The organism is Sediminihabitans luteus (assembly GCF_002797595.1).
GTDB lineage: Bacteria > Actinomycetota > Actinomycetes > Actinomycetales > Cellulomonadaceae > Paraoerskovia > Paraoerskovia lutea.
Genome location: NZ_PGFE01000002.1, coordinates 315,883 through 342,155, shown reverse-complemented (window position 1 = coordinate 342,155; position 26,273 = coordinate 315,883). Strand labels below are relative to the sequence as shown.

The following is a 26,273-nucleotide window of genomic DNA, read 5'->3' as shown; positions in this document are numbered from 1 at the left end:
GAGCCCGTCAGCACGCCTTCCAGGCTTGCTGGCGGGCTCTTCCGCGTCCTTCCCCGGGCACTCGAAGGGCAGCCCTGACCCTGAGGGCATCGTTCTGCCTCCCGGTGTACGCAGGCGCCATCGCCGCCCCAGCGATCCGGCCGCCACCTCGTGCGGCGACGGCACGTCCACGCGGAGCGCAGCATGCACCCAGGCGGAGAGCGTGTGCGATCGGGCGGCCGGACGGGCTCGTGGGCATGCGCAGCAGTAGGCACACAGGCATGATGGCACTCGCGGTCGGCAGGCGGTCATGCAGGCGGTCAGGACGACCTGTGATGCAGTCGGTGATGCAGGCTTGTGTGCCTCTCGTGGGCGGCCCGTAGGCGCGCAGGCACCCGAGGCACCCGAGGCACCCGAGGCACCCGAGGCACCCGAGGATCGCGGTGTCCGGTCCACGACGACGACGGTCCCCGCCGCCACCCGGTGTTCCGGGGGCGACGGGGACCGTCGTCGGACGAGCTACACGATCAGTGAGCGTGCTGCCCGCGGGAGAACTCCATGACCCAGCCCACGAGGGCGACGACGCCGAGCGCCGCACCGATGTAGAAGAGCCACCAGCCGATCGCCAGCGAGGCGAACACGATCGCGGCGGTCGCACCGATCGCCAGCGGCCACCAGCTCCACGGGGCGTAGACGCCCTGGTCGCCGGCACCTTGCTCGATCAGGCCCTCGGGGTCGTCCTCGGGACGGTCGTCGATGCGACGCGCGGTGAGCGACAGGTAGGCGCCGACCATCGCGACGAGCGCACCCGAGAGGAGGATCCCGAAGGGGCCTACGGGCTCCTGCCAGTCCGTCCAGAACCCGTAGATCAGGCCCATGAGGACGAAGAAGGGGGCGAGGAACAGGAAGAACTTGATCTCGGTCTTCACTTGGTGCCCTCCTGGCCCGACGCGTCGGTCTGGTCGTCGATGATCGTGGCGCTGCTCGAGTCGGCGCGAGGCTCGTCATCGGTCGACGTGACCCGGTCGATCGCGACGGCCTTCTCGCCGCGGCGGTCTGCCTCACCGTAGATCTGCTCGAGGATGCCCGGGTCGGTCTGCGCGTGGTCCATGGCCGCGACCTCGGGGTGATGCAGGTCGAACGCCGGCGACTCGGAACGGATCCGCGGCAGCGACACGAAGTTGTGGCGCGGCGGCGGGCAGGACGTGGCCCACTCGAGCGAGCGGCTGTAGCCCCACGGGTCGTCGACCGTGACCTTGGGCGCGTTGCGCCACGTGGTGTACACGTTCCAGAAGAACGGCAGCGTCGAGGCGGCGAGCAGGAACGCACCGATGGTCGACAGCTGGTTCTCCCAGGTGAAGCCCTCGTTCGCGTAGTCGGCGTAGCGACGCGGCATGCCCTCGACACCGAGCCAGTGCTGGATGAGGAACGTCGTGTGGAACCCGACGAAGAGCATCCAGAAGTGGATCTTGCCGAGGCGCTCGTTGAGCATGCGCCCGGTCATCTTGGGCCACCAGAAGTAGAAGCCCGCGAACATCGCGAACACGACCGTGCCGAACACCACGTAGTGGAAGTGCGCGACGACGAAGTACGAGTCCGACAGGTGGAAGTCGAGCGCGGGGCTCGACAGGATGATGCCGGTCAGACCACCGAAGAGGAAGGTCACGAGGAACCCGATGCTCCAGAGCATGGGGGTCTCGAACGTGAGCTTGCCGCGCCACATCGTGCCGATCCAGTTGAAGAACTTCACACCGGTCGGGATGGCGATGAGCATGGTCATGAAGGCGAAGAACGGCAGCAGCACCGCGCCCGTGACGTACATGTGGTGCGCCCACACGGTCACCGAGAGGGCCGCGATCGCGATCGTCGCGTAGATGAGCGTCTTGTACCCGAAGATCGGCTTGCGGCTGAAGACCGGGAAGATCTCGGACACGATGCCGAAGAACGGCAGCGCGATGATGTACACCTCGGGGTGCCCGAAGAACCAGAACAGGTGCTGCCAGAGGATGGCCCCACCGTTCTCGGGGTTGAACACCTGCGCGCCGAGCTGGCGGTCCGCGCCGAGCGCGAACAGCGCGGCGGCGAGCGGGGGGAACGCCATGAGCACGAGGAGGCTCGTGACGAGGACGTTCCAGGTGAAGATCGGCATGCGGAACATCGTCATGCCGGGGGCGCGCATCGTGATGATGGTCGTGATGAAGTTGACCGCACCGAGGATCGTGCCGAAGCCACCGAGCGCGAGGCCGAAGACCCAGAGGTCACCGCCGAGGCCTGGGGAGAACGTGGTGTTCGACAGCGGCGCGTACGCGAACCATCCGAACGACGCGGCACCCTGCGGGGTGAAGAACCCGGCCGAGGCGATGAGCCCGCCGAAGAGGTAGAGCCAGTACGCGAACATGTTCAGTCGCGGGAACGCGACGTCGGGCGCGCCGATCTGCAGCGGCATGATCACGTTGGCGAAGCCGGCGAACAGCGGCGTCGCGAAGAGCAGCAGCATGATCGTGCCGTGCATCGTGAACAGCTGGTTGTACTGGTCCTTGTTCTGCACGAGCTGGATCCCGGGCTCGAAGAGCTCGGCCCGGATCACCAGGGCCATGAGGCCGCCGATGCAGAAGAAGATGAACGACGTGATCAGGTACATGTACCCGATCGTCTTGTGGTCGGTCGACGTGACCCACTTGATCACGGTGCGACCGAGGGTCTGGCGCTTGGGGGCCAGACCGGGGACGACTTCGGCCTGCGCGACCATCAGTGCTCACCTTCCGTGCTGTCCGCGGCGGAGTCCTCGACGGCGGGCGTCTCGGGCTCGTGCTGCAGTCGGCTGAATCCTTCGACCGGGATCTGCCCGTCCTGGCCGGCGTCGCGCAGCTCCTGCATGTGCTGCTCGTACTCCTCCTCGGAGACGACGGCGACGTTGAAGAGCATGCCCGAGTGGAACTCGCCGCAGAGCTCGGCGCACTTGCCGGCGTAGACGCCCTCACGCGTGGGGACGACCTGGAACGTGTTCGTGCGTCCCGGCACCATGTCCTGCTTGTAGAGGAACGCGGGGATCCAGAACGAGTGGATGACGTCGCGCGAGTTGAGCGTGAACTCGACGCGCTTGTTCACGGGCAGGTAGAGCGTCGGGAGCGTGTCCGACGTCCCGGGCGCGGCGTCGATCTGGTCGGCCGTGCCGAGCGAGCCCGGGTCGGACTCCTGGCGGCCGACGTCGTAGACGTCGTCGTCCTCGTAGTTGAAGTCCCAGCTCCACTGCTTGCCGATGACCTGGATGTTCACGTCCGGCTCGGCCGACGTGTCCTGGATCTCGGTCATGTCCCGGTGGGTGAACTGGAACAGCACGAGGATCATGATGGTCGGCACGGCCGTGTACATGATCTCGAGCGGCATGTGGTACCGCGTCTGGACGGGCAGCTGGTGGTCGTCCTTGCGCTTGCGGTACACGGTGATGCACCACAGCATCAGGCCCCACGTGATGAGGCCGACCACGAGAGCCGCCTCCCAGGCACCGACCCACAGGTCGGTGATGCGGGCGGTCTGGTTGGTCACCTCCGTGTCGTACCCGGGCAGGAAGCCACGCTGGACGGACTCGTTGGCACAACCGGAGAGCAGCACTGCACCACCGACGGCGACTGCCGTCGACAGGAGTGCGAGCCGGGTGCGGCTAGGGGGATGCGAACGCAAGGGGCGCCTTTCACGTCACGTCCTGACGTGGGGAGCGACTCGTCTCCACGAGTTCCACGCAGAACCTTCGTCCTCGACACACGAAGCCTAGCGCGGGATTCGGGTCCGCGACGCCGGAAGCGCCGTCCGAGCGCCAGGTCCAGGTCACATTCGCCGCACCCGTGGCGCATCTTCGCCACACGCTCCGCACGAGTGTCAGATAACAGCCCAGCCTGCCGCAAACCGATAGCGTGGGGGCGGCGCGACGCCGTCGGGCGCACCCGACCGACGACGCCCCGCGGGGCGCACCAGCGCGCGGCTCGTCGGACCGCCGCCCGAGCACCGACCCGTCCCGACCGCCCGCACGGGGCCGCGCCCCGCCCGACCTGCGACCTTTCGGAGGACCTGTGACCGAGACCACGCCGGGCCCTGCGTCGCCCGAGGACGGCGGGCGGCGCGTCCACCTCGACAACGCTGGTGCCGCCGTCCTGCACCCGCTGGCGCGGCAGGCCTACCTCCAGGCGCTCGACGACGGGTGGGCGGACCCGCGTCGTCTGCACAGCGAAGGACGACGTGCGCGCCGACTGCTCGACGCCGCCCGCGAGTCGATCGCCGCAGGGCTCGGGGCGCGCACCGAGGACGTGCATCTCGCGCCGTCGCACACCGCCGTGCTGCACGCCGCGGTCTCCGCGGTGCGGTCGGGTCGCCGACGCGCAGGCGACCGGGTCGTGGCGTCCGCGGTCGAGCGCGCGGCGGTCCTGAACGCCGCGGCCGCACCCCTGCCCGGGGTCTCCCCCGCGACCGAGGCGCGGGCTGCCGACGGGCGCTCCGCCGGTGCGGGCTGCGTCGAGGCGGGCACCGTGGAGGCGGGCGCGGTCGAGAAGGTCCGCGTCGACGCGACCGGCCGCGTCGACCTGCCGGCGTTCGTCGCGGCCCTCACGTCCCCGGGCGTCGCGCTCGCCGCGCTCCAGCATGCCAACGGCGAGGTGGGCACCCTCCAGCCGGTCGCCGAGGCCGCTGAGGCGGCCCGTGCCGCCGGCGTCCCCCTCCTGGTCGACGCCGGCGCGAGCCTCGGGCACTCGCCGGTCGACGGCGCGTGGGACGTCCTCGCGGCGGACCCCGCCGACTGGGGCTCGGTCCCCGGGGTCGGCGTGCTCGCCGTGCGCCCGCGCGTGCGGTGGCGCGCGACCTGGCCCGAGGACGCCGACCCCTGGTTCCCCGGCGGGGTGAGCGTGCCCGCGGCGTTCGCCGCCGCGGTGACGCTCGAGGCGACGCTCGCCGACCGCGCGGCCCAGGACGCACGCCGCCGGGAGCTGGTCGACCGGATCCGCGGCGCGGCCGCGTCGGTCCCTGACACCGAGGTCGTGGGAGACCCGGACGCCCGGCTCCCCCACGTCGTGACGTTCTCGTGCCTGTACGTCGACGGCGAGGCGCTCGTGGGCGAGCTCGACCGCGCCGGGTTTGCCGTCGGCTCGGGGTCGGCCTGCACCGCGAGCACGCTCGAGCCGAGCCACGTGCTCGCGGCGATGGGCGTGCTCACGCACGGCAACGTGCGGATCGCGCTCGACCGCTCGACCACGTCGCAGGACGTCGAGCGGTTCTGTGCCGTGCTGCCGGGCGCGGTCGCGCGCGTGCGCAGCGCTCTGGGGGTCGAGGGCCTGTGAGCACGCCCGACGCCGGCGGCCACTCCCCCGCCGACACGGCCGACGTCCACGCCGAGATCGCGGCCGACGTCGTGGTCGACGCGCGAGGCCTGCGCTGCCCGATACCCGTCATCCGGCTCGCGGCCGCAGCACGCGACGCCGCGCCGGGCACGATGCTCAGCGTCCTGTCGACCGACCCCGCCGCCCGCCACGACGTGCCCGCCTGGGCCCGCATGCGCGGCCACGCGTTCGTTGCCACGGACGAGTCGGCCGCGGACGACGGGACGCGGGTCTGGTCCGTGACCGTGCGGCTGGGCGGTGCTCAGTGAGATGACGCACCGTCGTCGGGCTCGGTGACGAAGGAAGGCACCGGTGACGAGGACATCTCTGGTGACGAGGAAGGCACTGGTGACGAGGAAGGCACTGGTGACGACGACGGCCCGGTGACGACGAAGGCCCCGGTCCGTGGGGACCGGGGCCTTCGAGGCGATGCTGGAGAGCCGTCAGCTGAACGAGCCGCCGCACGCGCAGGCGCTGCCCGCGTTGGGGTTGTCGATCGTGAAGCCCTGCTTCTCGATGGTGTCCGCGAAGTCGATCGTCGCGCCCTCGAGGTAGGGGACGCTCATCTTGTCGACGACGACCTCGACGCCGTCGTAGTCCTTAAGCGCGTCGCCGTCGAGCACGCGCTCGTCGAAGTAGAGCTGGTAGATCAGGCCCGAGCAGCCGCCGGGCTGGACGGCGACGCGCAGACGCAGGTCGTCGCGGCCCTCCTGCTCGAGGAGGCTGCGGACCTTGCCCGCGGCGACGTCGGTCAGCAGCACGCCGTGCGTGGTCGTGGTCTCGGTGGTCTCGCTCATGTGCATCTCCGCGGTCGTAGGTCCCTGTCGCGTGCGACGACGCCGTCGTCCCGGCGCGTCTCCCGTGCGAACAGCGCCGGGGTCGCGTCTGTTCCCGAGTCTACGCCCCGAGTGCCGCGGCAGGTCCAGGGGTCCACCGTCCCGGGGTCTGCTGTCCCGGTCGCTGCTGTCCGCGTGCCCACCGTCCCGGGGCTACCGGGCCGGGGTCCAGGTCCTGGCGATCCGCCGCACGTGCGCGTCGGAGTCCTCGAGCGCGTAGGCCCCCGCGAGCCCTGCGGCGCCGGTCTCCCGCCGACCGACCCGCACGTCGGCGGCCAGGACGACCACGGGCACGCCCAGAGGCCCGGCCCGGCGGACGGCGTCCGGCACCTCGCCCCCGTGCAGCGCGGTCCCGTCGAGGACCTCGCGCACCACGACCACGAGGTCTACCCCGCTGATCGCGGCGTCGAGGTCGGTCGCGGCACCGGCCCACCGTGCGGCGTCGACGAGGCGCCCGCCCGCGACGAGCATGCCGAACCCGAGCCCGCCGCCGTCGCCCGCTCCCGGCGTGCTCGTGAGTCGGCGGAAGGTCGAGCGGGCGTCGGAGCCTGCGAGGAGGTCGCCCGCGACGTCGTGGACGCCGCGCGCGAGGTCGTCCGCGAGCGCCGAGAGCGAGCGCTCGACCTGCTGCGGGTCGCCGCCGACGTCCTGCCCGCGGTCGGCGCGGGTCGCGGTGGCGCCGTGGAGGCCGAGCAGCGGGAGGTCGTCGTGCACGAGAGCGACGAGGTCGACGCCGCGCAGCGCGGCGCGTGCGGCGCGCACGAGCGCGTCGGCCGGGACGGGCTCGTCGGCCGGTGCGCGCTCGTCGGCCGGTGCGTCACCGAGGAGCGCCGTGAGGAACCCGTGCCCGCCGTCGTGGGTCGTCACGTCCGCGAGAGGGACGACGACGCGTCGTGCGCCGTCGCGCACGGCGTCCAGCACGGCCCGGCCCGCGGCGCCCGAGCTCGTCGCGGCGACGACCTCGGTGGGCGGCTCAGCGGCACGCAGCGCGGCGCGCAGCACGGGGTCGTGCACGTCGAGCGTGCGGCGGGTCACCACGGCGTGCGGCTCGGCGGCGGACCAGGCCCGTGCGACGGCGTCCGCGGCCGTGCCGAAGTCCTGCGCGGCCCCGCCGGCGTCGTGCGCCGGACCGGTCGCGGGACCGGTCGCGCCTTCCCGCGAACGGGTCGTCCCGGCGTCGGTCGAGGACAGGACGAGCACGCGCGCGGTGGCCATGCGCGGCATTCTCGCAGGCCAGCACGCCCGGACCGGGCGCGCCCCGCTGTGCGATCATGAAGCCGTGAGCACGCTGCTGGAGTCGACCTTCACCGAGCCCGAGCCCTCAGCCCTGCTGCTGCTCGGGCAGAACCGCGACCTCGCCTCGGAGCGCGGCGTCGAGTGCGCGGGCGCGCTGCCCGCCGCGAGCGACCCCGACCTCGTGGCGCGGGCACGGGCTGCCCGGGCCGCCCTCGGCGACCGTGCGTTCGTGCTGGGGCACCACTACCAGCGCGACGAGGTGATCGACTTCGCCGACGTCACGGGTGACTCGTTCAAGCTCGCGCGCGAGGCGGCCGCACGGCCCGACGCCGAGTACGTGATCTTCTGCGGCGTGCACTTCATGGCCGAGAGCGCCGACATCCTGACCTCGGACGACCAGCAGGTCGTGCTGCCCGACATGGCGGCGGGCTGCTCGATGGCCGACATGGCGGCCATCAACCAGGTCGAGGACGCCTGGGACGTGCTTGTCGACGCGGGCGTCGCCGAGGCGACCGTGCCCGTCACGTACATGAACTCGACGGCCGCGATCAAGGCGTTCACGGGCCGCCACGGCGGCACGGTCTGCACGTCGTCGAACGCGGAGGTCGCGCTGCGCTGGGCGTTCGACCAGGTCGGCGGGGTCGACGGCACCGGCAAGGTGCTGTTCATGCCCGACCAGCACCTGGGTCGCAACACCGCGCTGCTGCGGCTCGGCATGTCGGCCGAGGACTGCGTGGTGTTCGACCCGCGCAAGCCGGGCGGCGGCCTCACGGTCGAGCAGCTGCGCGACGCGCGCATGATCCTGTGGCGCGGGCACTGCTCGGTGCACGGGCGGTTCTCGGAGCGCAACGTCGCGGACGTGCGCGCCGCGGTCCCGGACGTGACCGTCCTGGTGCACCCGGAGTGCAAGAACGAGGTCGTCACGGCGGCGGACATGGTCGGGTCGACCGAGTTCATCATCAAGGCGCTCGACGCGGCCCCCGCGGGGTCGTCGTGGGCGATCGGGACCGAGCTCAACCTCGTGCGCCGGCTCGCGAAGGCGCACCCGGACAAGCAGGTGCACTACCTCGACTCGACGGTGTGCTTCTGCTCGACCATGAACCGGATCGACCTGCCGCACCTCGTGTGGGCGATGGAGTCGCTCGTCGCGGGTCGGGTGCCGAACCGCATCGTCGTCGACGCGGACGACGCCCACTGGGCCCGCGTCGCGCTCGACCAGATGCTCGCGCTCCCCGGGGCGTGAGCGGGCGCGCGACGCAGCACTGACAGGAGGCGGACATGACGGGCAGCTCGGGGCCGCACGTAGGGATCTTCGTGTTCGACGGCGCCGAGGAGCTCGACGTCGTGGGACCGTTCGAAGTGCTCGCCGCGTGGGCCGAGCTCTCGCCGCTGCGCCCGCGCGTGACGACCTTCTCGCTCGACGGCTCCGGGGTGCGGCTCGCCAAGGGGCTGTGCGTGGTCCCGGACCGCGCGGCGCCCGACGTCGGGCCTCTGCACGTGCTGGTCTACCCGGGCGGCGCCGGCACGCGACCCCTGCTCGCGGACCCCGAGCACCTCGCGTGGTTGCGCGGGCTGCGCGCCGACACGCCTCTGCTCGCGAGCGTGTGCACGGGCGCGCTGTCGTTCGCGGCGGCGGGTCTGCTCGCCGGGCGGCCCGTCACGACGCATCACGCACACGTCGACGAGCTCGCGGCGCTCGACCCGAGCGCGCTCGTGGACACCGAGGCGCGGTTCGTCGACGACGGCGACCTCGTGACGTCGGCGGGCGTGTCGGCGGGGATCGACATGGCGCTGCACCTCGTGGCCCGGCTCGACTCGGTCGACGTCGCGCGCGCGGTGCGACACGCGATCCAGTACGACCCGGCTCCCCCGGTCTGACGGCCTCTGCTCCCAGCGCGACGGACCGTCCGGGGGCGGTGACGGCGTCGGCTGCGCTGCGGCCGTCAACTGCGCTGCCGCCGTCAACTGCGTCGTCACCGTCAACTGCGATCCCGCCGCCGTCAGGCCGTTCTCAGCGGCGTTCGCGCCGTGCGAACCGTCCGGTGCGACGCGCCCAGACGTCGAACACGAGCGTGCAGAACGGCGGCACGGCGGCGACGAGCGCGAGCAGCGTGGTGCCGACGCTCCAGCGCAGGCGCACCGCGACGAGCACCGCGAGCAGGGCGTAGAACATGAACATCGCCCCGTGCACGGGACCCATGACCGAGACGCCGACCTCGGTGGTCTCCAGGATCCACTTGAAGAACATCCCGACGAGCAGGCCGGCCCACGAGACGGCCTCCGCGATCGCGACGACGTGGAAGGTGCGCACGAGCAGCGAGCGGTCGCGCGCGGGGGCCTGCGCATTGTCGAGGCTCGCAACGCCGTCCGTGGGAACGGCGCCGTTGGCGGTCGTGGCGTCGAGAGCGGGGGTCGGGGCGTGGGGTTCGGTCGTCACGCGCGCCATGCTCGCACAGCGGTACGCGCGTACCGAAATCGTGCCGATCCCGATACCTGATACCGCCGGTCACCGGTAGTAGCGTGCCCCCATGACCCGGCAGATCCAGCTCACGCTCGCCAGCACCCGCCCCCGCAAGGCCGTCCTCGGGCGCCACGTGCTCGACCCGTCCGTCACGCGCATGCGCGTGCACCCGGGCGACCTCGACTTCTACATGCACGTCAACAACGGCACCTACCTGCAGATGATGGACGTCGCGCGCAGCAACTTCCTCGCCGACCTCGGCGCGTTCGCCCTGCTCAAGGAACGCGGCTGGTATCCCGTCGTCGCGGCGTCGACCATGAAGTACCGGCGCTCGCTCAAGCTCTGGGACCGCTTCGAGATCACGACGCGCGTGCTCGGCTGGGACGACCGCGTGGTCTACCTCGAGCAGGTCTTCACGCGCGCGGGCGAGCTCAGCGCGCGCGGCGTCATCGCGGGCCGGTTCCTGTCCCGGGCGGGCGAGCGGATCCCGGGGTCGGACGTCGTCGCCGTCCTCGACCCCACGGCCACCGCGCCCGAGCTCCCCGAGGACGTCGCGCGGTGGGCCGACGCCGTCGGCGTGGCCCACCGCGCGTAGCCGGGTCGGCTCCCGGTCAGCGGCTCCGGGTCAGCAGCTCCGGGTCAGCGCTGCGCGAGCCGGGCCAGGAGCAGCGCCTCGGCGAGCACGACCTTCTCGAGCTCGCCGAGGTGCACCGACTCGTTCGCGCCGTGCGCGCGCGAGTCCGGGTCCTCGACGCCCGTGACGAGGATCGCCGCGTCCGGGAACACCTCGAGCAGATCGGCGATGAACGGGATCGACCCGCCGATGCCGATGTCGACGGGCTCGGTGCCCCACGAGGTCGCGAACGCCCAGCGCGCGGCCCGCATGGCCTCGGAGTCCTCGGGCGCCTGGAAGGGCCGACCACGCTCGCCGTCGCGCACGGTGACCTTCGCGCCGAACGGGGCGTGCGCCTCGAGGTGCGCACGCAGCGCGTCGGCCGCCGCGGCAGGGTCCTGCCCGGGCGCCAGCCGCATCGAGATCTTCGCGGTCGCGCGCGGGGCGATCGTGTTGGACGACTCCGCGACGCTCGTGGCGTCGATGCCGATGACCGCGATCGCGGGCTTGGTCCACAGCCGACCGGCGATCGTCCCGGAGCCGGCGAGCACGGTGCCGTCGAGCAGGCCCGAGTCGGCCCGGAACGACGCCTCGTCGTAGTCGACCGTGGGCTCGGCACCGCGGTGCAGGCCCTCGACCGCGACCTCGCCCGCGTCGTCGTGGAGCGTGGCGACCAGGCGTGCGAGCAGCGTATACGCGTCGAGCACGGGGCCGCCGAACATGCCCGAGTGCACCGCGTGCGTCAGGGCCTGGACCTCGACCTCGCAGTCCACGAGCCCGCGCAGCGACGTCGTGAGGCCGGGCACGCCGACCTTCCAGTTGCCCGAATCGGCCACGACGATCACGTCGGCCGCGAGCAGCTCCTGGTGCTGCTCGAGGAACGGCAGGAACTGCGGCGAGCCGATCTCCTCCTCGCCCTCGGAGAAGAAGGTGACCCCGACCCCGAGCTCGTCACCCAGCGCGCGCAGCGCACCCACGTGCGCCACGATCCCGGCCTTGTCGTCCGCCGCGCCGCGCCCGTACAGCCGCCCGTCGCGCTCGGTCGGCTCGAACGGCGGCGAGTCCCAGTGCGCGGCGTCGCCCGGGGGCTGCACGTCGTGGTGCGCGTAGAGCAGCACGGTCGGCGCGCCCTCGGGCGCGGGGCGCCGCGCGACCACCGCGGGCCGGCTGCGCGCGCCGTCGGGACCGGTCGCGTGCAGCACCTGCACGTCGGGCATCCCGGCACCGCGCAGGAGCTCGGCGACCGCGGCCGCGCTGTCGTCCATGCGCGCCTGGTCGAACGCGGGGCTCGAGACGCTCGGGATGCGCACGAGCGCCTCGAGGTCGGCGCGCAGCGCAGGGAAGAGGTCCGCGACGCGGTCGCGCAGGTGGGCGACGGTGTCGGCGGAGGGACTGGTGGGGTCTGGGGTAGTCGTCACCTCGCCAGGCTACAAGCGCCACCCCGCGCGCGCGTCCCGCCCTCCCCGGGCGCGACGCTTCGCCCAGGGCGGACGCCGCCCGGCCCGGCGTCGTCCGCGGCTGGACTACCCTGGAGGGGTGTTCTCACGTGACAAGACCTCGACCACGGACGCCGCGACCTCCGACGCGCCGGTCACCGACGCGCCGACCACCCAGGGTGTGACGGACGCTCCCGTCGTCGACGCCTCGGCCGCGGGCGACCCGGTCGGCGTCACCACCAAGGGCCGCCCGACCCCGCGCCGGCGCGAGGCCGAGGCCGCGAACAAGCGCCCCCTGGTCCCCACGGACCGCCGGGCCGCCGCGAAGGCCGCCCGTGCGCAGATGCGCGAGGAGCGGCACAAGCAGCAGCTCGCGCTCCAGTCGGGCGACGAGAAGCACCTCCCGCCGCGCGACAAGGGTCCGGTCAAGCGCTACGTGCGCGACTACGTCGACGCGCGCTGGAACCTCGGCGAGTTCTTCCTGATCGTCGCGCTCGTCTCGCTCGGACTCATGATCGCGACCGTCAACGCACCAGTCATCTCGGTCTACGTGACGCTCGGGCTCTACCTCATCGTGTTCGCGACCGTGATCGACGCGATCATCATGTGGCAGCGCCTCAAGCGCAAGATCAAGGCGAAGTTCGGCGAGGTGCCGAGCGGGACCACGATGTACGCGGTCATGCGCGCGTTCCAGATCCGCCGCGCACGCCTGCCCAAGCCCCGCCACAAGAAGCACGGTGTCTACCCCGAGTAGTCCGGTCGACCTGTAGTCCGGTCGACCTGCTCAGGGTCGCCCCGGGCGCGCCACGGCCCTCTCCCAGCGTGCGCCGAGCCGGCGACCGTAGGCTGTTCGCATGGTCAACTACCGATACCTCGGCAACAGCGGTCTCAAGATCTCCGAGATCACCTACGGCAACTGGCTCACCCACGGCTCCCAGGTCGAGAACGACGTCGCGACGCAGTGCGTCCACGCGGCCCTCGACGCCGGCATCACCACGTTCGACACCGCGGACGTCTACGCGAACACCGTCGCCGAGCAGGTCCTCGGCGACGCGCTCGCGGGTCAGCGTCGCGAGTCGCTCGAGATCTTCACCAAGGTCTACTGGCCCACCGGCCCCGGCGGGCCCAACGACTCGGGCCTGTCGCGCAAGCACGTCATGGAGTCGATCAACGGCTCGCTGCGCCGCCTCGGCACCGACTACGTCGACCTCTACCAGGCGCACCGGTACGACACCGAGACGCCGCTCGAGGAGACGATGCAGGCGTTCGCCGACGTCGTGCGCCAGGGCAAGGCCCTGTACATCGGTGTGAGCGAGTGGACCGCCGACCAGCTGCGCGCCGGGCACGCGCTCGCCAAGGACCTCGGCGTCCAGCTGATCTCGAGCCAGCCGCAGTACTCGATGCTGTGGCGCGTCATCGAGGACGAGGTCGTCCCCGCCTCGGCCGAGCTCGGCGTCTCCCAGATCGTGTGGTCGCCCGTCGCCCAGGGCGTGCTCACGGGCAAGTACGTGCCCGGCCAGCCCCTGCCCGCGGGCTCGCGCGCGACCGACGAGAAGGGCGGCTCGCGCTTCATCCAGCGCTTCATGTCGGACGACGTGCTGACCCGGGTCCAGGGCCTGCGGCCCGTGGCCGACGAGCTCGGGCTGTCGCTCGCGCAGCTCGCGGTCGCCTGGGTGCTGCAGAACCCGAACGTGGCCGCCGCGCTCATCGGCGCGTCGCGTCCCGAGCAGGTCGCCGAGAACGTCAAGGCGTCGGGCGTGACGATCCCGGCCGAGCTCATGGCCCGCATCGACGAGGTGCTGGGCGACGTCGTCGAGCGCGACCCGGCACGGACGGCCGAGGGCGCGCCGCAGCAGCGGCCCAGCTGACGGACCCGTCCCGACGCACCGTCCTCGCCGGCGGCTGGCCCGACCTGACGGCGGGTCCCACCTGACGGCGGGTCCCACCTGACGTCGGGACCTACCTGACGTCGGGACCTACCTGACGTCGGCAGGACGGGCGAGGTGACCGGACCCCGTGGTGCGGCGGCGCGAGCCGTCGCACCACGGGAGTGCGACCTGCACCACGGCGCCGACGCCGAGCGCGTACGCGAGCGTCGCCCATCCGAGCGTGCCGCCGAGCGCCCATCCCGCCAGGACCACGACGACCTCGATCGCGGTCTTGACCGGACCGACCCGCCACCCGGTGCGCGCACACAGACCCGTCATCAGGCCGTCCCGCGGCCCCGGCCCGAGGTGCACCCCGACGTACGCGGCCGTCGCGACGCCGTTGAGCACGATGCCGGCGAGCGCGAGCGTGATCCCCGCGACGATCCCGGGGGCGGGTGCCACCGCGTGCACGAGCGCGAGCATCGGGTCGATCGCGACCGCCACGATCACGAGGTTCGCGAGCGTCCCGACCCCGGGGCGCTGGCGCAGCGGGATCCACAGCAGCATGACCACGACGCTCGTGAGTGCGACCACGACGCCGACCGGCACCCCGCTCGTGCGCGCGACCCCCTGGTGCAGCACGTCCCACGGCATCGCGCCCTGGCCCGACGCCATGAGCAGGGCCATCGACAGCGCGAAGGCGAACAGTCCGCCCACGAGCTGCACGCCACGCCACGCGCCCGACCGCATTCCTCGATCCATGGACCCATCGTGGCGGAAGATTGGACTGGACTTCCATGGCCAATCGCGCCATCGTGGCCCGGTGAGACCGACCGAGCACGCGCCGACCACCGGAGCCACGCCCGTCCGGACCCCGTTGACCGTCGACCGCCACCTGTCGGCGCCGGCCACCGTCCGGCGGCTCGGCGCTCTCGCGACGCGTGGCCCGGCGTACCGCGCTCTCGCGGACGCGCTGCGGTCCGCCGTCCTCTCGGGCGCGATCGCCCCGCACACCCGCCTGCCGAGCGAGCGCGACCTCGCCGCCGCGCTGGGCGTCTCGCGCACGACGACGACCGCGGCCTACCAGGAGCTGCGCGCGCACGGCCTCGCCCGGGCGCACACGGGCGTGGGCACCGTGACGGTGCTGCCGCAGGACGAGCAGGCCCGTCGCTCGGTCACGGGCGGCGACACCCCCTGGGAGCGGTCCGGACCGGGACCGGACGTGATCAGCCTGCGCCAGGCCGCGCTCTCCGCACCGCCCACCCTGCACGCCGCCGTCCTGCGCGCGGTCGACCGCCTGCCCGCGTACCTCGCGGGCCCGGGCTACCACCCGCTGGGCATCGAACCGTTGCGGGCCGTGATCGCCGAGCGCTACGCGCGGCGCGGCACGCCCACGAGCCCGGACCAGATCCTCGTCACCTCGGGCGCGCAGCACGCCGTCGCGACGCTCCTGGGCACGCTCGTGCGCCCCGGGGACCGCGTCGTGGTCCAGTCCCCCACGTACGTGCACGCGCTCGACGCGGCGCGTGCGGCGGGCGCGCGCCTGGTCGGGCTGCCCGTGGGCCGACCCGGGGCGCCCGCGCCCGAGCACCCCCCGTTCGACGTCGACCTCCTGGCCTCGACCCTGCGCGGCGCGACGCCACGGGTCACGTACCTGATCCCGGACCACCACAACCCGACCGGGTACTCGCTCACGGACGACGAGCGCGAGCAGGTGCGCGCGCTCGCGCGCCGTCACCAGAGCATGGTCGTGGGCGACGAGACCGTGACCGACCTGACCCTCGACGGCGCGCCGCCGTCGAGCTTCGCCGGGCCCGGCACCGCGTCGTCCGTCGTCACGGTCGGCTCCGCGTCGAAGGTCCTGTGGGGCGGCCTCCGGGTCGGGTGGGTGCGAGGCCCGAGCGACCTGGTCGCCCGGCTGAGCCGGTACCGCGAGGCCGTGGACGTGACCACGAGCGTGCTCGACCAGCTCGTCGTCGCCGACCTCCTGGGCCGCGCCGACGAGGTGCTCGCCGAGCGGCTGCCCCGGGTGCGCGAGCAGCGCGACGTGCTCGTCGACGGGCTGCGCGCCGCGGTACCCGGGTGGACGGTGCCGCGCCCGGCCGGCGGTCTCGCGCTGTGGATCGGCCTCGGCGCGCCCCTGGCCCACGCGTTCGCGGCGCGCGCCGCCGCCGAGGGCGTCCTGGTGAATCCCGGCCCTGCGCTCACCCCGGACGGGTCGGGCACGGGGTTCGTGCGCGCGACCTACGCGCAGGACGCCGAGACCCTGACGCGCGCGGTGCCGCGCCTGGCCCGGGCGTGGGCCGCAACCGCCCCGGAACGGTGAGCGGCCCTGGGCGTCAGTCCTGCGCGGGCAACGGGATGGTCGCGGTCGCCTGCGCGCCGTCGTGCATGAGCCGGGCGGAGACCGCTCCGCCGCGGGCGAGCGTGCGCCAGTGCTCGCCGAGCCACTGCTCGGCGTCGTACTGGATCGTGAACACGGGGCTCGCGGTGCCGGGCACCGGGGTGCCCTCGGCGTCCTCGAGGCGCCACTGCCACTGCGGCCGGATCATCGCGTCACCGCGTCGCGCGCGAGCGCACGGTTGATCCGCCTCGCCCAGAACGGACCCTCGTACAGGAACCCGGTGTAGCCCTGCACGAGGGTCGCACCTGCTGCGAGGTAGGCACGCGCGTCGTCCGCGGTCGTGATCCCGCCGACGCCGATGATCGTGGCGTCCGGTCCGAGCCGGCCTCGCAGGCGCTCGACGACCTCGAGGCCCCGCTCACGCACGGGCGGGCCGGACAGTCCCCCCGGACCACGGTCGTGACCGATGGTCGTGTTGACGGCCACGACGCCGTCGAGGCCCAGCTCGACCGCGAGGTCCGCGACGGCGTCGACGTCCTCGTCCGCGAGGTCCGGGGCGATCTTGACGAGCAGCGGCGTGCGCCCGACCCCCGCGGAGTCGCACGCGGCGTCGGCCGCGGCACGCACCGCGACGAGGATCGGGCGCAGCGACTCGGTTGACTGCAGGTCACGCAGGCCGGGCGTGTTCGGCGAGGACACGTTGACCACGAGGTAGTCCGCGAGCGGCGCGAGCAGGGTCGCCGAGGTCGCGTAGTCACCCGCGGCCTGGTCGGCCGGGGTGACCTTGGTCTTGCCGATGTTCGCCCCCACGAGGACGGCGCGCCCGGCCTTCGTCGACCGCAGCCGCTCGAGCCGCACGGACGCCGCGGCGGCACCCTCGTTGTTGAAGCCCATGCGGTTGCGCACGCCGCGCACGTCGAGCTCGCGCCACAGGCGCGGGGTCTCGTTGCCCGGCTGCGCGTGCGCCGTGACCGTCCCGACCTCGACGAACCCGAAGCCGAGCATCGTCAGGCCGCGGATCGCCCGCGCGTTCTTGTCGAAGCCGCCCGCGAGGCCGAACGCCGCCGGGAACGTGCGGCCGAGCGCCCGGACGCTCCCCGGGCCGCCCGCGCCACGCCCCAGGTAGGGCGCGACCGCGCCCTGCACGACGTCGCGCAGCACCGGCACGCTCCCGACCGCGGCGATCGCCCGGAACGCGACCTCGTGCGCACGCTCCGGGTCCATGCGGCGGAACACCGTGTCGAACAGGACGTCGTAGGGGCGCTTCACGCGATCTCCTCGGGCTTCGATGGGGCGTCCTGGTCGGACCGGACGGTGACGGGGTCGCCGGCGGGCACGGCGGGGCGGGTGCGCCAGAGCCACCAGAGGCCGACGAACGGCAGCACGAGCGGGACGTAGCCGTAGCCCGCGCCGAACGCGGACCACACGGTCGAGTCGGGGAACGCCGCGGCGTCCGCCACGGAGAGCGTCCCGACGCTCAGCACGCCCGCGAGCTCGACCGCGACCGCGACCCAGGCGACCGTCCGCCAGACGCCGCGGCCCCGGGCGAGGGCGACGGTCGCCACGACGTACACGAGGGCCGCGAACGCCGAGAGCGAGTACGCGAGCGGGGCGTCGGAGAACTTGGTGACGAGCTCGTAGCCGGCGCGCGCGCCCGCCGAGATCGCGAACACCCCGTACACCGCGACGAGCAGGCGGCCGAAGCCACGCCCTGACGCTCCCTGCGCGCGCGACTCGTCGCGGGCCGGGCCTCGGGCCGTCCCGTCGGCGGGGTCGAGCGGTCGGACCATGGTCATGCCTCCCAGATCTGCCACAGGCGGAGCTCGAGGAACGCCACGACGAGCGCGGCGGCGAGCAGGACGACCGAGCTCCAGCGCGTGCGCTCGGCGAACGCCCACAGCGCGGCGACCGGCAGGATCACGAGCGCGGTCACGTAGTACCCCCAGAACAGCACGCCGTCGAGCGCCGCGTCGCGCTGGAGGACCTGCACCACGGCCACGAGGCCCTGCACGAGCAGGACCCCCTCGACCACGGCCGCACCCCAGAGCTGGCGCAGGATCACCGCACGGTCGCGCGCGACGAACCAGCCGGCCCAGGCGGCGAGCGCGACGCACAGCACGCCGACGAGGAGCAGGAGAGGGATCACCACGGGTGCGAGAGTACCGGGCGGCGGCACCCGGCCGCGGTCCAGGACCGCGCGCTAGCATCGAGACGTGGCTGACCTCACCCTGACATCAAAGAACCCGACCACCCTCGGAGTCGACGCCCTCGTCGTCGGCACCCACACGACGTCCGACGGCGTCGCGCTCGTGGGCGCCGACCTGCCGGCACCGGTCGTGGACCAGATCGAGACCCTCGCCGAGCTGCTCGGCGTGACCGGCGCCGCCGACGAGGTGCACAAGCTGCCCGCGGGCGACGACCTCGCTGCCGGCGTGCTGGTGCTCACGGGCCTGGGCACGCGCGCCGAGGACGGCACGTTCGAGCCCGAGACCCTGCGCCGCGCCGCGGGTGCCGCGGTCCGCGCCCTCGCCGGGACCTCGTCGGTCGCGGTCGCACTGCCCGCCGACGACGAGGCGAGCGTCGCCGCCGTCGCCGAGGGTGCGCTGCTCGGCGCGTACGCCTACGCGCGCTACCGCGGCTCCGCGCCGAAGGACGGCGCGAAGGACGGCTCGAAGGATGCCAAGGCGCCCGTCCCCGCGCCGCCCGCGACCATCGAGGTCGTGACCCCGATCTCGCGCACCGCCAAGGCCAAGGCCGCGCTGCACCGGGCGACGGTGCTCGCCGCGGCCGTGCACGGCACGCGCGACCTCGTCAACGCCGCCCCGAACGACCTCTACCCCGCGGCGTTCGCCGACGCGGCCAAGGCTGCCGCCAAGGGCACGGGCGTCAAGGTGACGGTCCTCGACGAGAAGCAGCTCGCCGCGGGCGGGTACGGCGGGCTCGTGGGCGTCGGGCAGGGCTCGGTGCGCGGACCGCGTCTGGTCAAGGTGAGCTACTCGCCGTCGAAGCCCGCCTCGAAGGTCGCGCTCGTCGGCAAGGGCATCACGTTCGACTCGGGCGGCATCTCGATCAAGCCCGCCGCCGGCATGGACGCCATGAAGTCCGACATGTCGGGGGCCGCGGCCGTGCTGCACACGGTCGTCGCGGCGGCCCGCCTCGGCCTGCCCGTCGCGGTGACCGGGTGGCTGTGCCTCGCCGAGAACATGCCCTCGGGCAGCGCGCAGCGCCCGTCGGACGTCGTGACGATCCGCGGCGGCAAGACCGTCGAGGTGCTCAACACCGACGCCGAGGGCCGCCTCGTCATGGCCGACGGCCTGGTCGCCGCGACCGAGGAGAAGCCGGACGTCGTGCTCGACATCGCGACGCTCACGGGCGCGCAGATGGTCGCGCTCGGCAACCGCGTCTCGGCTGTCATGGGCGACGACGCCGTGCGCGACGAGGTCGTCGCGGCGGCCGCCGCCACGGGCGAGCAGTTCTGGCCGATGCCGCTGCCGGGCGAGCTGCGCGCCACGCTCGCGTCGAAGGTCGCGGACCTCGCGAACATTGGCGAGCGCTGGGGCGGCATGCTGATCGCCGGCGTGTTCCTGCGCGAGTTCGTCGGGTCGACGCCCTGGGCGCACCTCGACATCGCCGGTCCTGCGTTCAACGAGAAGGCCGCGCACGGGTACACGCCCGTGGGCGGCACGGGCGTGGGCGTGCGGACGCTGCTCGGCCTGGTCGAGGCCCGCGCGACCCGCTGACGCGTCGTCGGCGCGGCGCCCCTCAGCGGTGGCGCTGCGCTGACGTCCAGTCGCGGTAGCGCTGCGGGTAGCCGGTGAACAGCACGTCGTAGACGGGCACGCCGAGCTGCGCCGCGACCTTGCGCGCCGCCGCGGCGTCCGGGACGCGACGGCGGGTCCACTCCCCCGTGGTCGCCACGAGCATGAGCGTGGTCGGGGTGTCGTGCGTCGGCGGCTCGATGTACGCCTCGACGCCCACGCGCGTGCGGGTGAACTCGCCCAGGTGCGCGAGCGTCGCCCGACGACCCGTGCCGGGCTCGGTGCCGGCCGCGTCGTCCTGCGCCGTCGTGCGACGCGAGAACAGGCGGGAGAGACTGACCATGCCTCGCAGGATAGGGCGTGATCCTGGTCACGCGCTGGACGACCGGCCGCAGGTCCGCGACGCGGCGGGCGCCCGGCGTGTCTGCATCGTCACAGTCCCGCAGGCCGGTCGGAATTGGGGAGCACCCGCCGATGGTGCCAAGATGACACGTGGTACACACCACCCGAATGACAGCACGAAGGAGCTGCACGTGGCCGACACCGGCACTGATTTCGACATCGTCGTCCTGGGTGGAGGCAGCGGCGGCTACGCCACGGCCCTCCGCGCGGCCGAGCTCGGCATGAGCGTCGCTCTCGTCGAGGGGGACAAGGTCGGCGGCACGTGCCTGCACAAGGGCTGCATCCCCACCAAGGCGCTGCTGCACGCCGCGGAGCTCGCCGACAACGCCCGCGAGGGTGCCAAGTACGGCGTCAACACGACGCTCGAGGGCATCGACATGGCCGGCGTCAACGGCTACAAGGACGGCGTCATCGCCGGTCTCTACAAGGGCCTGCAGGGCCTCGTGAAGTCGCGCAAGGTCGCGCTCGTCGAGGGCTGGGGCACGCTCGTCGCGAAGGACGCCGTCGAGGTCGACGGCGTGCGCTACACGGGCCGCAACATCGTGCTCGCGACCGGCTCGTACGCCCGCTCGCTGCCCGGCCTCGAGATCGGCGGCCGGGTCATCACGTCCGACCAGGCGCTCACGCTCGACTACGTGCCGAAGTCCGCGATCGTGCTCGGCGGCGGCGTGATCGGCGTCGAGTTCGCGAGCGTCTGGAAGTCGTTCGGCGTCGACGTGACTATCGTCGAGGGCCTCCCGAGCCTCGTGCCCGCCGAGGACGCCGCACTGTCCAAGGCGCTCGAGCGCGCGTTCCGCAAGCGCGGCATCAAGTTCAACGTCGGCACCCGGTTCTCGGGCGTCACGCAGGACGACCAGGGCGTGCACGTCACGCTCGAGGACGGCAAGACGTTCGACGCCGAGCTCCTGCTCGTCGCCGTGGGCCGCGGGCCCAGCACGGCGGGCCTCGGGTACGAGGAGCAGGGCATCACGCTCGACCGCGGCTTCGTGATCGTCGACGAGAACCTGCACACGGGCGTCGGGAACGTCTACGCCGCGGGAGACATCGTCCCCGGGCTGCAGCTCGCGCACCGCGGGTTCGCCCAGGGCATCTACCTCGCCGAGCACATCGCCGGCCTCAAGCCCGCACCCATCGTCGAGTCGGGCATCCCCCGCGTGACGTACTGCGAGCCCGAGGTCGCCTCGGTCGGCCTGACCGAGGCCAAGGCCAAGGAGCAGCTCGGCGACGACGCCGTCGAGACCCTCGAGTACAACCTCGCGGGCAACGGCAAGTCCAAGATCCTGGGCACGACGGGCTTCATCAAGCTCGTGCGCCAGAAGGACGGCCCCGTCGTGGGCGTCCACATGGTCGGCGCGCGCGTCGGCGAGCTCATCGGCGAGGGACAGCTCATCGTGAACTGGGAGGCGTACCCCGAGGACGTCGCCAGCCTCGTCCACGCCCACCCCACGCAGAACGAAGCCCTCGGAGAGGCCTTCCTGGCTCTCGCGGGCAAGCCCCTGCACGCCCACAACTGACCCAACGATCGAAGGAGACCCGAGAGGTCATGGCTGACAACGTGCAGATGCCGGCGCTCGGCGAGAGCGTCACCGAGGGAACCGTCACCCGCTGGCTCAAGGCCGTCGGAGACACGGTCGCGATCGACGAGCCGCTGCTCGAGGTCTCGACCGACAAGGTCGACACCGAGATCCCGTCGCCCGTCGCGGGCGTGCTCGAGAAGATCCTGGTCGAGGAGGACGAGACGGTCGACGTCGGGACCGACCTCGCCGTGATCGGTGACGGCTCCGGCTCGGGCGACGCCCCTGCCGCCCCCGCCGCCGAGCAGGCGCAGGACGAGCCGGCGCAGGCCGAGCCCGCGCAGGAGGCACCCGCTCCCGCTGCGGAGCCCGAGGCCCCCGCGGCCGAGGCGGCCCCCGAGTCCGCGCCCGCCGCGCAGGCCGGGACGTCGGGCGGCGAGGAGATCACCCTCCCCGCGCTCGGCGAGTCCGTGACCGAGGGCACCGTGACCCGCTGGCTCAAGGCCGTGGGCGACGAGGTCGCGGTCGACGAGCCGCTGCTCGAGGTCTCGACCGACAAGGTCGACACCGAGGTGCCGTCGCCCGTCGCCGGGACCGTGCAGCAGATCCTCGTCCAGGAGGACGAGACCGTCGAGGTCGGCACCGTGCTCGCGATCGTCGGGTCGGGTGCCGCGCCGAAGGCCGAGGAGCCCAAGGCGGAGGCTCCGGCTCCTGCCGAGGCTCCGAAGGCCGAGGCGCCGAAGGCCGAGGCGCCGAAGGCCGAGGAGCCCAAGGCTGAGGCCCCGGCCCCCGCCGAGGCCCCCAAGGCCGAGGAGCCCAAGGCCGAGGCTCCGGCCCCCGCCGAGGCCCCCAAGGCCGAAGCACCGAAGACCGAGGCACCGAAGGCTGCCGGCGGCTCGTACCTCACGCCGCTCGTGCGCAAGCTCGCCGCCGAGAAGGGCGTCGACGTCACGTCGATCACCGGCACCGGCGTAGGTGGCCGCATCCGCAAGGAGGACGTCCTCGAGGCGGCCCGCCAGGCCGAGGCCGCCAAGGCTCCCGCCGCGGCTGCGCCGTCCGCCCCCAAGGCTGCGTCGATCCCCGAGGTCTCGCCGCTGCGCGGGACCACCGAGAAGATGACGCGCCTGCGCAAGCTCGTCGCGACGCGCATGGTCGAGGCCCTGCAGACGCAGGCCCAGCTGACCACGGTCGTCGAGGTCGACGTGACCAAGGTCGCGCGCCTGCGGGCTCGCGCCAAGGCGGACTTCAAGGCGCGCGAGGGCGCGAACCTCACGTTCCTGCCGTTCTTCACGCTCGCCGCGACGGAGGCCCTCAAGGCCTTCCCGAAGATCAACGCGAGCATCGAGGACGACCAGATCGTCTACCACGGTCAGGAGAACGTGGGCATCGCGGTCGACACCGAGCGCGGTCTGCTCGTCCCCGTCATCCGCGACGCGGGCGACCTGAACCTCGCGGGCATCGCCCGCAAGATCGCCGACCTCGCCTCGCGCACGCGCGACAACAAGGTCGGACCGGACGAGCTCGGCGGCGCGACGTTCACGATCACGAACACCGGCTCGGGCGGGGCGCTCATCGACACCCCGATCGTCCCGGGCGGCCAGGTCGCGATCCTCGGCACGGGCACGATCGTCAAGCGCCCCGTGGTGCTCACGGACGCGGACGGCAACGAGAGCATCGCGGTGCGCTCGATGTGCTACATCTTCCTGTCCTACGACCACCGCCTGGTCGACGGCGCGGACGCCGCACGCTTCCTCACCGCGATCAAGAACCGCATCGAGGAGGGCGCGTTCGAGTCCGAGGTCGGCCTCTGACCTCCGCCTGAACCGGTACCAGCGGGGCCCCGTCGACGTCGTCGGCGGGGCCCCGCTGCGTGTCGCCACGAAACCCGTACGGTGGGGCGATGGACATCGTGGTGGCGGGCTCGCACGGACTCATCGGCAGCGCCCTGGTCGAGAGGCTGCACGAGGACGGGCACACCGTGCGGCGCCTCGTGCGCGGCACGCCCCGGGCCGCCGACGAGCGCGCATGGGACCCTGCGGCGGGACAGCTCGACCCTGCGCACCTCGAGGGCGCGGACGCCGTCGTCAACGTCGGGGGTGCGGGCGTCGGCGACCACCGGTGGAGCGCCGCCTACAAGCGCACGATCCTGGACTCGCGCGTCGCCCCGACCCGCCTGCTCGCGACCACGATCACCGCGCTCGAGGATCCCCCGCGCGTCATGCTGCAGGGCTCGGCGGTCGGGTTCTACGGCGATCGCGGCGACGACGTCCTGACCGAGGACGACGGCCCCGGCCAGGGCTTCCTTGCGGGCGTCGTCCAGCGCTGGGAGGCGGCCACGGCCCCCGCGCAGGCCGCGGGGGTGCGCGTGGTCCACGCCCGCTCGGGCATCGTGCTCTCCCCCGCCGGTGGGGCGCTCGGCCGGCTGCTCCCGCTGATCCGGCTCGGCGTGGCGGGTCCGCTCGGCTCGGGCCGTCAGTGGTGGCCGTGGATCACCCTGCCGGACGAGGTCTCCGCGCTCGTGCACCTGCTCACCTCGGACCTGGCGGGACCGGTGAACCTGGCCGCACCGACCCCCGCGACGAACAAGGACCTCACGCGGGCGCTCGCCGCCGCGCTGCACCGGCCCGCCGTCGTGCCCGTGCCCGGCGTCGCGCTGCGCGTCGCGCTCGGCGAGTTCGCGACGACGCTGCAGGACTCCCAGCGCATGGTGCCCGCCGCGCTCGAGGCGGACGGGTTCCGGTTCGAGCACGCCGACGTCGACGCCGCGGCCCGGTGGGTCGCGTCCCGCTGACGGATCCTCACAGGACCTGCGCGACCCGCCACCCCGCGCCGTCGTCCCACGCGAGCGCGAGGGTCGCCTCGAGCGGACCGGACGCCTCGACGGGCACCTCGACGCCGTCGACGACCTGCACGTGCGCGCCGATCTCGTAGCGCACGCGCACCAGGGTCCAGGCGGGCGGTACAGCGTCGGTCGGTACAGCGTCGGTCCGTACAGCGGAGGTCGTCTCGGCAGTTGTCTTCTCGGCGGAGGTCGCCTCGGCGGACGTCGCAGGCGCCGAACTTCCAGTCGCGGACCTCGTGGTGGTGTCGGGCTCCCCCACCGCGGACGTCGCGGCGTCGGGCCGGGCGATCGGGTCGACGACCACCGCGTCCGCCACGACGACCTCGACCCCGTCGGCCGGACTCACCACGCGCGCGGTTTCCGGCCGACCGGGCCCGGAGGCGGACGCCGGCGAGCCGGGGACGACGAGACGCGACCACGCGTCGTCGTCCGCTGCGGCCCGCGCGGCGACCTGTCGTCGCGTGAGCTCGCCCGCCGCCGCGACAGGGTCGGTGCGGTCGTGCAGCAGGCCATCGCCGTCGTGCGCGTCTCCCGCCGCACCCGGTCCCCCACCCGCACCGACATGCTCCGATCCGGCCGTGTCCGATCTAGCCGTGTCCGCTCCGGCCGTGTGCGCACCACCCGTGTCCGTGCCTGCGACAGTCCCGCCGTCGGCGTCCACCGTGCCGGACGGCCCCGCCGTCCGGGGCCCGAGGACGACCGCGAGGACCGCCACCGCGACGGCGCCGACGCTGAGCGTCGCGAGCAGCCCCGCGCGTCCCCGCCGCCCGGCGTCCGACAGCGCTCGCACACCCGACGCCCGTGGATCCGATACCCGTGAGCCCGACGGCCGTGCACCCGATGCCCGTGCACCCGATGCCCGTGAACCTGATGCCCGTGAACCCGACGGCCGTGAACCCGGTACCCGTGCCGACCGGCCCCGTTGCGGCGTCGCACGGCCCGGCGCGGTGGTCGCGACCGCGACGGCCGGCCCGCACTCGGCGACCTGCGCCGCAAAGGTGCCCGGCGCGGGCACCGGCGCCCTGCGGGCCGCGGCGACGACCTCGCGCACCCGCGTCGCCTGAGGGTCCGGCTCCCGTGCCGCCTCCGTGCGCGAGGGCTGCCCCAGGCACGCGGCGAGCAGGGCGGCGAGCCGCGCGACGTCCGCCGCTCCCTGCGCCCCGGCGACCGCGCCCAGCCGGGGCACGAGCCGGACGCTCGAGTCCTGCGCGACCAGGACGTCGCGGGCGTCGAGCCCGCCGTGCACGACCCCGGCCGCGTGCAGCGCGGCGAGCGCCTGCGCGACCCGGATCCCGAGGGTCACGACCTCCCCGGGAGCCAGGGTGCCGCGGTCCGCGAGGACCTCGTCGAGCCTGGTCCCCCGGACGTCGTCGAGCAGGACGACGGCACCCGACCCGGCCCACTCGACGGACCGCACCGCGACGAGGCTCGGGTGCCGGACGCCGAGCAGCCGTCGCAGCCGCGGGTCGGCGGCGTCCACCTGGGGCGGCACCGCGACCGCGACCCGTCGCTCGCCGTCGGGCGCGACGAGCAGGCGGCCGCCCAGCAGCTCGGCAGGGCCCTCGTCGGTCCACGCACCGGCGTGCACGAGCGCCGCGACGGGGTCCGTGACCACCGACGC

26 protein-coding genes are annotated in these 26,273 nt (G+C 73.5%); 12 read left to right on the top strand and 14 right to left on the bottom strand.

Annotated features, from left to right (window positions below; all coding sequences use genetic code 11):
* Nucleotides 1-506: 506 nt before the first annotated feature.
* The 3 genes from CLV28_RS07625 to ctaC are packed head-to-tail and all read right to left on the bottom strand — an operon-like array spanning nucleotide 507 to nucleotide 3,660.
* The gene (locus tag CLV28_RS07625) at nucleotides 507-908 is read right to left on the bottom strand and encodes a cytochrome c oxidase subunit 4 (RefSeq protein WP_100422713.1); all 402 of its coding nucleotides are present in this window, start codon (nucleotides 906-908) and stop codon (nucleotides 507-509) included.
* Nucleotides 905-2,728 carry an aa3-type cytochrome oxidase subunit I gene (gene ctaD / locus CLV28_RS07620; protein WP_100422712.1) on the bottom strand — a complete coding sequence of 608 codons (1,824 nt, stop codon included), beginning with the start codon at nucleotides 2,726-2,728 and terminating at the stop codon, nucleotides 905-907. Before ctaD ends, CLV28_RS07625 begins: the two co-directional genes overlap by 4 nt.
* A complete protein-coding gene (ctaC, locus tag CLV28_RS07615) occupies nucleotides 2,728-3,660 on the bottom strand; it encodes an aa3-type cytochrome oxidase subunit II (protein ID WP_100422711.1) in 933 nt (310 codons plus the stop codon). The genes ctaD and ctaC overlap by 1 nt, the downstream gene beginning before the upstream one ends.
* 386 nt (nucleotides 3,661-4,046) lie before the next feature.
* On the opposite strand from ctaC, the gene CLV28_RS07610 reads away from it, so the two are divergent.
* Together CLV28_RS07610 and CLV28_RS07605 are read left to right on the top strand one after the other, a co-directional pair.
* On the top strand, nucleotides 4,047-5,303 hold the full coding sequence (locus CLV28_RS07610; protein ID WP_100422710.1) for a cysteine desulfurase family protein: 1,257 nt from the start codon (nucleotides 4,047-4,049) through the stop codon (nucleotides 5,301-5,303).
* Nucleotides 5,300-5,611 (top strand): sulfurtransferase TusA family protein, encoded by a 312-nt coding sequence (locus tag CLV28_RS07605; protein ID WP_239073086.1) that lies wholly within the window; start codon nucleotides 5,300-5,302, stop codon nucleotides 5,609-5,611. The genes CLV28_RS07610 and CLV28_RS07605 overlap by 4 nt, the downstream gene beginning before the upstream one ends.
* A gap of 174 nt (nucleotides 5,612-5,785) precedes the next feature.
* Here CLV28_RS07605 and erpA read toward each other — a convergent pair whose 3' ends face one another.
* Nucleotides 5,786-6,139 carry an iron-sulfur cluster insertion protein ErpA gene (erpA, locus tag CLV28_RS07600; protein WP_100423076.1) on the bottom strand — a complete coding sequence of 118 codons (354 nt, stop codon included), beginning with the start codon at nucleotides 6,137-6,139 and terminating at the stop codon, nucleotides 5,786-5,788.
* A gap of 192 nt (nucleotides 6,140-6,331) precedes the next feature.
* Complete coding sequence (locus CLV28_RS07595) at nucleotides 6,332-7,393, bottom strand: glycerate kinase (protein WP_100422709.1); 1,062 nt, start codon at nucleotides 7,391-7,393, stop codon at nucleotides 6,332-6,334.
* Between the two features lie 64 nt (nucleotides 7,394-7,457).
* Between CLV28_RS07595 and nadA the strand changes: the two genes are divergently transcribed.
* The gene (gene nadA, locus CLV28_RS07590; RefSeq protein WP_239073087.1) at nucleotides 7,458-8,657 is read left to right on the top strand and encodes a quinolinate synthase NadA; all 1,200 of its coding nucleotides are present in this window, start codon (nucleotides 7,458-7,460) and stop codon (nucleotides 8,655-8,657) included.
* A gap of 35 nt (nucleotides 8,658-8,692) precedes the next feature.
* Nucleotides 8,693-9,292, top strand: coding sequence for a DJ-1/PfpI family protein (locus tag CLV28_RS07585; protein ID WP_100422707.1), 600 nt, complete (start codon nucleotides 8,693-8,695; stop codon nucleotides 9,290-9,292).
* 133 nt (nucleotides 9,293-9,425) lie between these two features.
* Here the strand turns inward: CLV28_RS07585 and CLV28_RS07580 are convergent, their stop codons facing one another.
* Nucleotides 9,426-9,851: a DUF3817 domain-containing protein gene (locus CLV28_RS07580; protein WP_239073088.1), complete on the bottom strand. Its 426-nt coding sequence runs from the start codon at nucleotides 9,849-9,851 to the stop codon at nucleotides 9,426-9,428.
* Between the two features lie 91 nt (nucleotides 9,852-9,942).
* On the opposite strand from CLV28_RS07580, the gene CLV28_RS07575 reads away from it, so the two are divergent.
* A complete protein-coding gene (locus CLV28_RS07575) occupies nucleotides 9,943-10,470 on the top strand; it encodes an acyl-CoA thioesterase (RefSeq protein WP_100422705.1) in 528 nt (175 codons plus the stop codon).
* A 44-nt stretch (nucleotides 10,471-10,514) separates the two neighbouring features.
* Here CLV28_RS07575 and CLV28_RS07570 read toward each other — a convergent pair whose 3' ends face one another.
* A complete protein-coding gene (locus CLV28_RS07570) occupies nucleotides 10,515-11,906 on the bottom strand; it encodes a dipeptidase (RefSeq protein WP_100422704.1) in 1,392 nt (463 codons plus the stop codon).
* A 118-nt stretch (nucleotides 11,907-12,024) separates the two neighbouring features.
* On the opposite strand from CLV28_RS07570, the gene CLV28_RS15495 reads away from it, so the two are divergent.
* Nucleotides 12,025-12,678, top strand: coding sequence for a DUF3043 domain-containing protein (locus CLV28_RS15495; RefSeq protein WP_239073089.1), 654 nt, complete (start codon nucleotides 12,025-12,027; stop codon nucleotides 12,676-12,678).
* 100 nt (nucleotides 12,679-12,778) lie between these two features.
* Nucleotides 12,779-13,792, top strand: coding sequence for an aldo/keto reductase family protein (locus tag CLV28_RS07560; RefSeq protein ID WP_100422703.1), 1,014 nt, complete (start codon nucleotides 12,779-12,781; stop codon nucleotides 13,790-13,792).
* 108 nt (nucleotides 13,793-13,900) lie between these two features.
* Here CLV28_RS07560 and yczE read toward each other — a convergent pair whose 3' ends face one another.
* Complete coding sequence (gene yczE / locus CLV28_RS07555; protein ID WP_170062642.1) at nucleotides 13,901-14,554, bottom strand: membrane protein YczE; 654 nt, start codon at nucleotides 14,552-14,554, stop codon at nucleotides 13,901-13,903.
* 61 nt (nucleotides 14,555-14,615) lie between these two features.
* Between yczE and yczR the strand changes: the two genes are divergently transcribed.
* Nucleotides 14,616-16,118, top strand: coding sequence for a MocR-like transcription factor YczR (gene yczR, locus CLV28_RS07550; protein ID WP_239073090.1), 1,503 nt, complete (start codon nucleotides 14,616-14,618; stop codon nucleotides 16,116-16,118).
* Nucleotides 16,119-16,131: 13 nt separating this feature from the next.
* Here yczR and CLV28_RS07545 read toward each other — a convergent pair whose 3' ends face one another.
* The 4 genes from CLV28_RS07545 to CLV28_RS07530 are packed head-to-tail and all read right to left on the bottom strand — an operon-like array spanning nucleotide 16,132 to nucleotide 18,285.
* Complete coding sequence (locus tag CLV28_RS07545; protein ID WP_100422700.1) at nucleotides 16,132-16,344, bottom strand: hypothetical protein; 213 nt, start codon at nucleotides 16,342-16,344, stop codon at nucleotides 16,132-16,134.
* Complete coding sequence (locus tag CLV28_RS07540; protein ID WP_100422699.1) at nucleotides 16,341-17,405, bottom strand: quinone-dependent dihydroorotate dehydrogenase; 1,065 nt, start codon at nucleotides 17,403-17,405, stop codon at nucleotides 16,341-16,343. The genes CLV28_RS07545 and CLV28_RS07540 overlap by 4 nt, the downstream gene beginning before the upstream one ends.
* Nucleotides 17,402-17,926 (bottom strand): hypothetical protein, encoded by a 525-nt coding sequence (locus CLV28_RS07535; protein WP_373314239.1) that lies wholly within the window; start codon nucleotides 17,924-17,926, stop codon nucleotides 17,402-17,404. The genes CLV28_RS07540 and CLV28_RS07535 overlap by 4 nt, the downstream gene beginning before the upstream one ends.
* Nucleotides 17,927-17,928: 2 nt before the next feature.
* Nucleotides 17,929-18,285 (bottom strand): hypothetical protein, encoded by a 357-nt coding sequence (locus tag CLV28_RS07530; RefSeq protein ID WP_100422698.1) that lies wholly within the window; start codon nucleotides 18,283-18,285, stop codon nucleotides 17,929-17,931.
* Between the two features lie 64 nt (nucleotides 18,286-18,349).
* Here CLV28_RS07530 and CLV28_RS07525 point away from each other — a divergent pair, with 64 nt between their 5' ends.
* On the top strand, nucleotides 18,350-19,876 hold the full coding sequence (locus CLV28_RS07525; RefSeq protein WP_100422697.1) for a leucyl aminopeptidase: 1,527 nt from the start codon (nucleotides 18,350-18,352) through the stop codon (nucleotides 19,874-19,876).
* A gap of 22 nt (nucleotides 19,877-19,898) precedes the next feature.
* Here CLV28_RS07525 and CLV28_RS07520 read toward each other — a convergent pair whose 3' ends face one another.
* Nucleotides 19,899-20,237 carry an oxidoreductase gene (locus tag CLV28_RS07520; protein ID WP_170062641.1) on the bottom strand — a complete coding sequence of 113 codons (339 nt, stop codon included), beginning with the start codon at nucleotides 20,235-20,237 and terminating at the stop codon, nucleotides 19,899-19,901.
* Nucleotides 20,238-20,427: 190 nt separating this feature from the next.
* On the opposite strand from CLV28_RS07520, the gene lpdA reads away from it, so the two are divergent.
* From lpdA to CLV28_RS07505, 3 genes are all read left to right on the top strand, one after another.
* Nucleotides 20,428-21,810 carry a dihydrolipoyl dehydrogenase gene (gene lpdA, locus CLV28_RS07515; RefSeq protein WP_100422696.1) on the top strand — a complete coding sequence of 461 codons (1,383 nt, stop codon included), beginning with the start codon at nucleotides 20,428-20,430 and terminating at the stop codon, nucleotides 21,808-21,810.
* A 29-nt stretch (nucleotides 21,811-21,839) separates the two neighbouring features.
* Nucleotides 21,840-23,621: a 2-oxoglutarate dehydrogenase, E2 component, dihydrolipoamide succinyltransferase gene (sucB, locus tag CLV28_RS07510; protein ID WP_100422695.1), complete on the top strand. Its 1,782-nt coding sequence runs from the start codon at nucleotides 21,840-21,842 to the stop codon at nucleotides 23,619-23,621.
* 89 nt (nucleotides 23,622-23,710) lie between these two features.
* On the top strand, nucleotides 23,711-24,601 hold the full coding sequence (locus CLV28_RS07505) for a TIGR01777 family oxidoreductase (protein WP_100422694.1): 891 nt from the start codon (nucleotides 23,711-23,713) through the stop codon (nucleotides 24,599-24,601).
* 7 nt (nucleotides 24,602-24,608) lie between these two features.
* Here CLV28_RS07505 and CLV28_RS07500 read toward each other — a convergent pair whose 3' ends face one another.
* Nucleotides 24,609-26,267 carry a protein kinase gene (locus CLV28_RS07500; protein ID WP_100422693.1) on the bottom strand — a complete coding sequence of 553 codons (1,659 nt, stop codon included), beginning with the start codon at nucleotides 26,265-26,267 and terminating at the stop codon, nucleotides 24,609-24,611.
* Between the last annotated feature and the right edge of the window lie 6 nt (nucleotides 26,268-26,273).

Excerpts from the sequence above, each read along its gene's own strand:
- CLV28_RS07545 (WP_100422700.1), bottom strand. The coding sequence starts at position 16,344 with ATGATCCGGCCGCAGTGGCAGTGGCGCCTCGAGGACGCCGAGGGCACC.
- CLV28_RS07575 (WP_100422705.1), top strand. The coding sequence starts at position 9,943 with ATGACCCGGCAGATCCAGCTCACGCTCGCCAGCACCCGCCCCCGCAAG.
- yczE (WP_170062642.1), bottom strand. The coding sequence starts at position 14,554 with ATGGATCGAGGAATGCGGTCGGGCGCGTGGCGTGGCGTGCAGCTCGTG.
- CLV28_RS07560 (WP_100422703.1), top strand. The coding sequence starts at position 12,779 with ATGGTCAACTACCGATACCTCGGCAACAGCGGTCTCAAGATCTCCGAG.
- CLV28_RS07535 (WP_373314239.1), bottom strand. The coding sequence starts at position 17,926 with ATGGTCCGACCGCTCGACCCCGCCGACGGGACGGCCCGAGGCCCGGCC.
- CLV28_RS07595 (WP_100422709.1), bottom strand. The coding sequence starts at position 7,393 with ATGGCCACCGCGCGCGTGCTCGTCCTGTCCTCGACCGACGCCGGGACG.
- CLV28_RS07505 (WP_100422694.1), top strand. The coding sequence starts at position 23,711 with ATGGACATCGTGGTGGCGGGCTCGCACGGACTCATCGGCAGCGCCCTG.
- ctaD (WP_100422712.1), bottom strand. The coding sequence starts at position 2,728 with ATGGTCGCGCAGGCCGAAGTCGTCCCCGGTCTGGCCCCCAAGCGCCAG.
- sucB (WP_100422695.1), top strand. The coding sequence starts at position 21,840 with ATGGCTGACAACGTGCAGATGCCGGCGCTCGGCGAGAGCGTCACCGAG.
- CLV28_RS07585 (WP_100422707.1), top strand. The coding sequence starts at position 8,693 with ATGACGGGCAGCTCGGGGCCGCACGTAGGGATCTTCGTGTTCGACGGC.
- CLV28_RS07520 (WP_170062641.1), bottom strand. The coding sequence starts at position 20,237 with ATGGTCAGTCTCTCCCGCCTGTTCTCGCGTCGCACGACGGCGCAGGAC.
- erpA (WP_100423076.1), bottom strand. The coding sequence starts at position 6,139 with ATGAGCGAGACCACCGAGACCACGACCACGCACGGCGTGCTGCTGACC.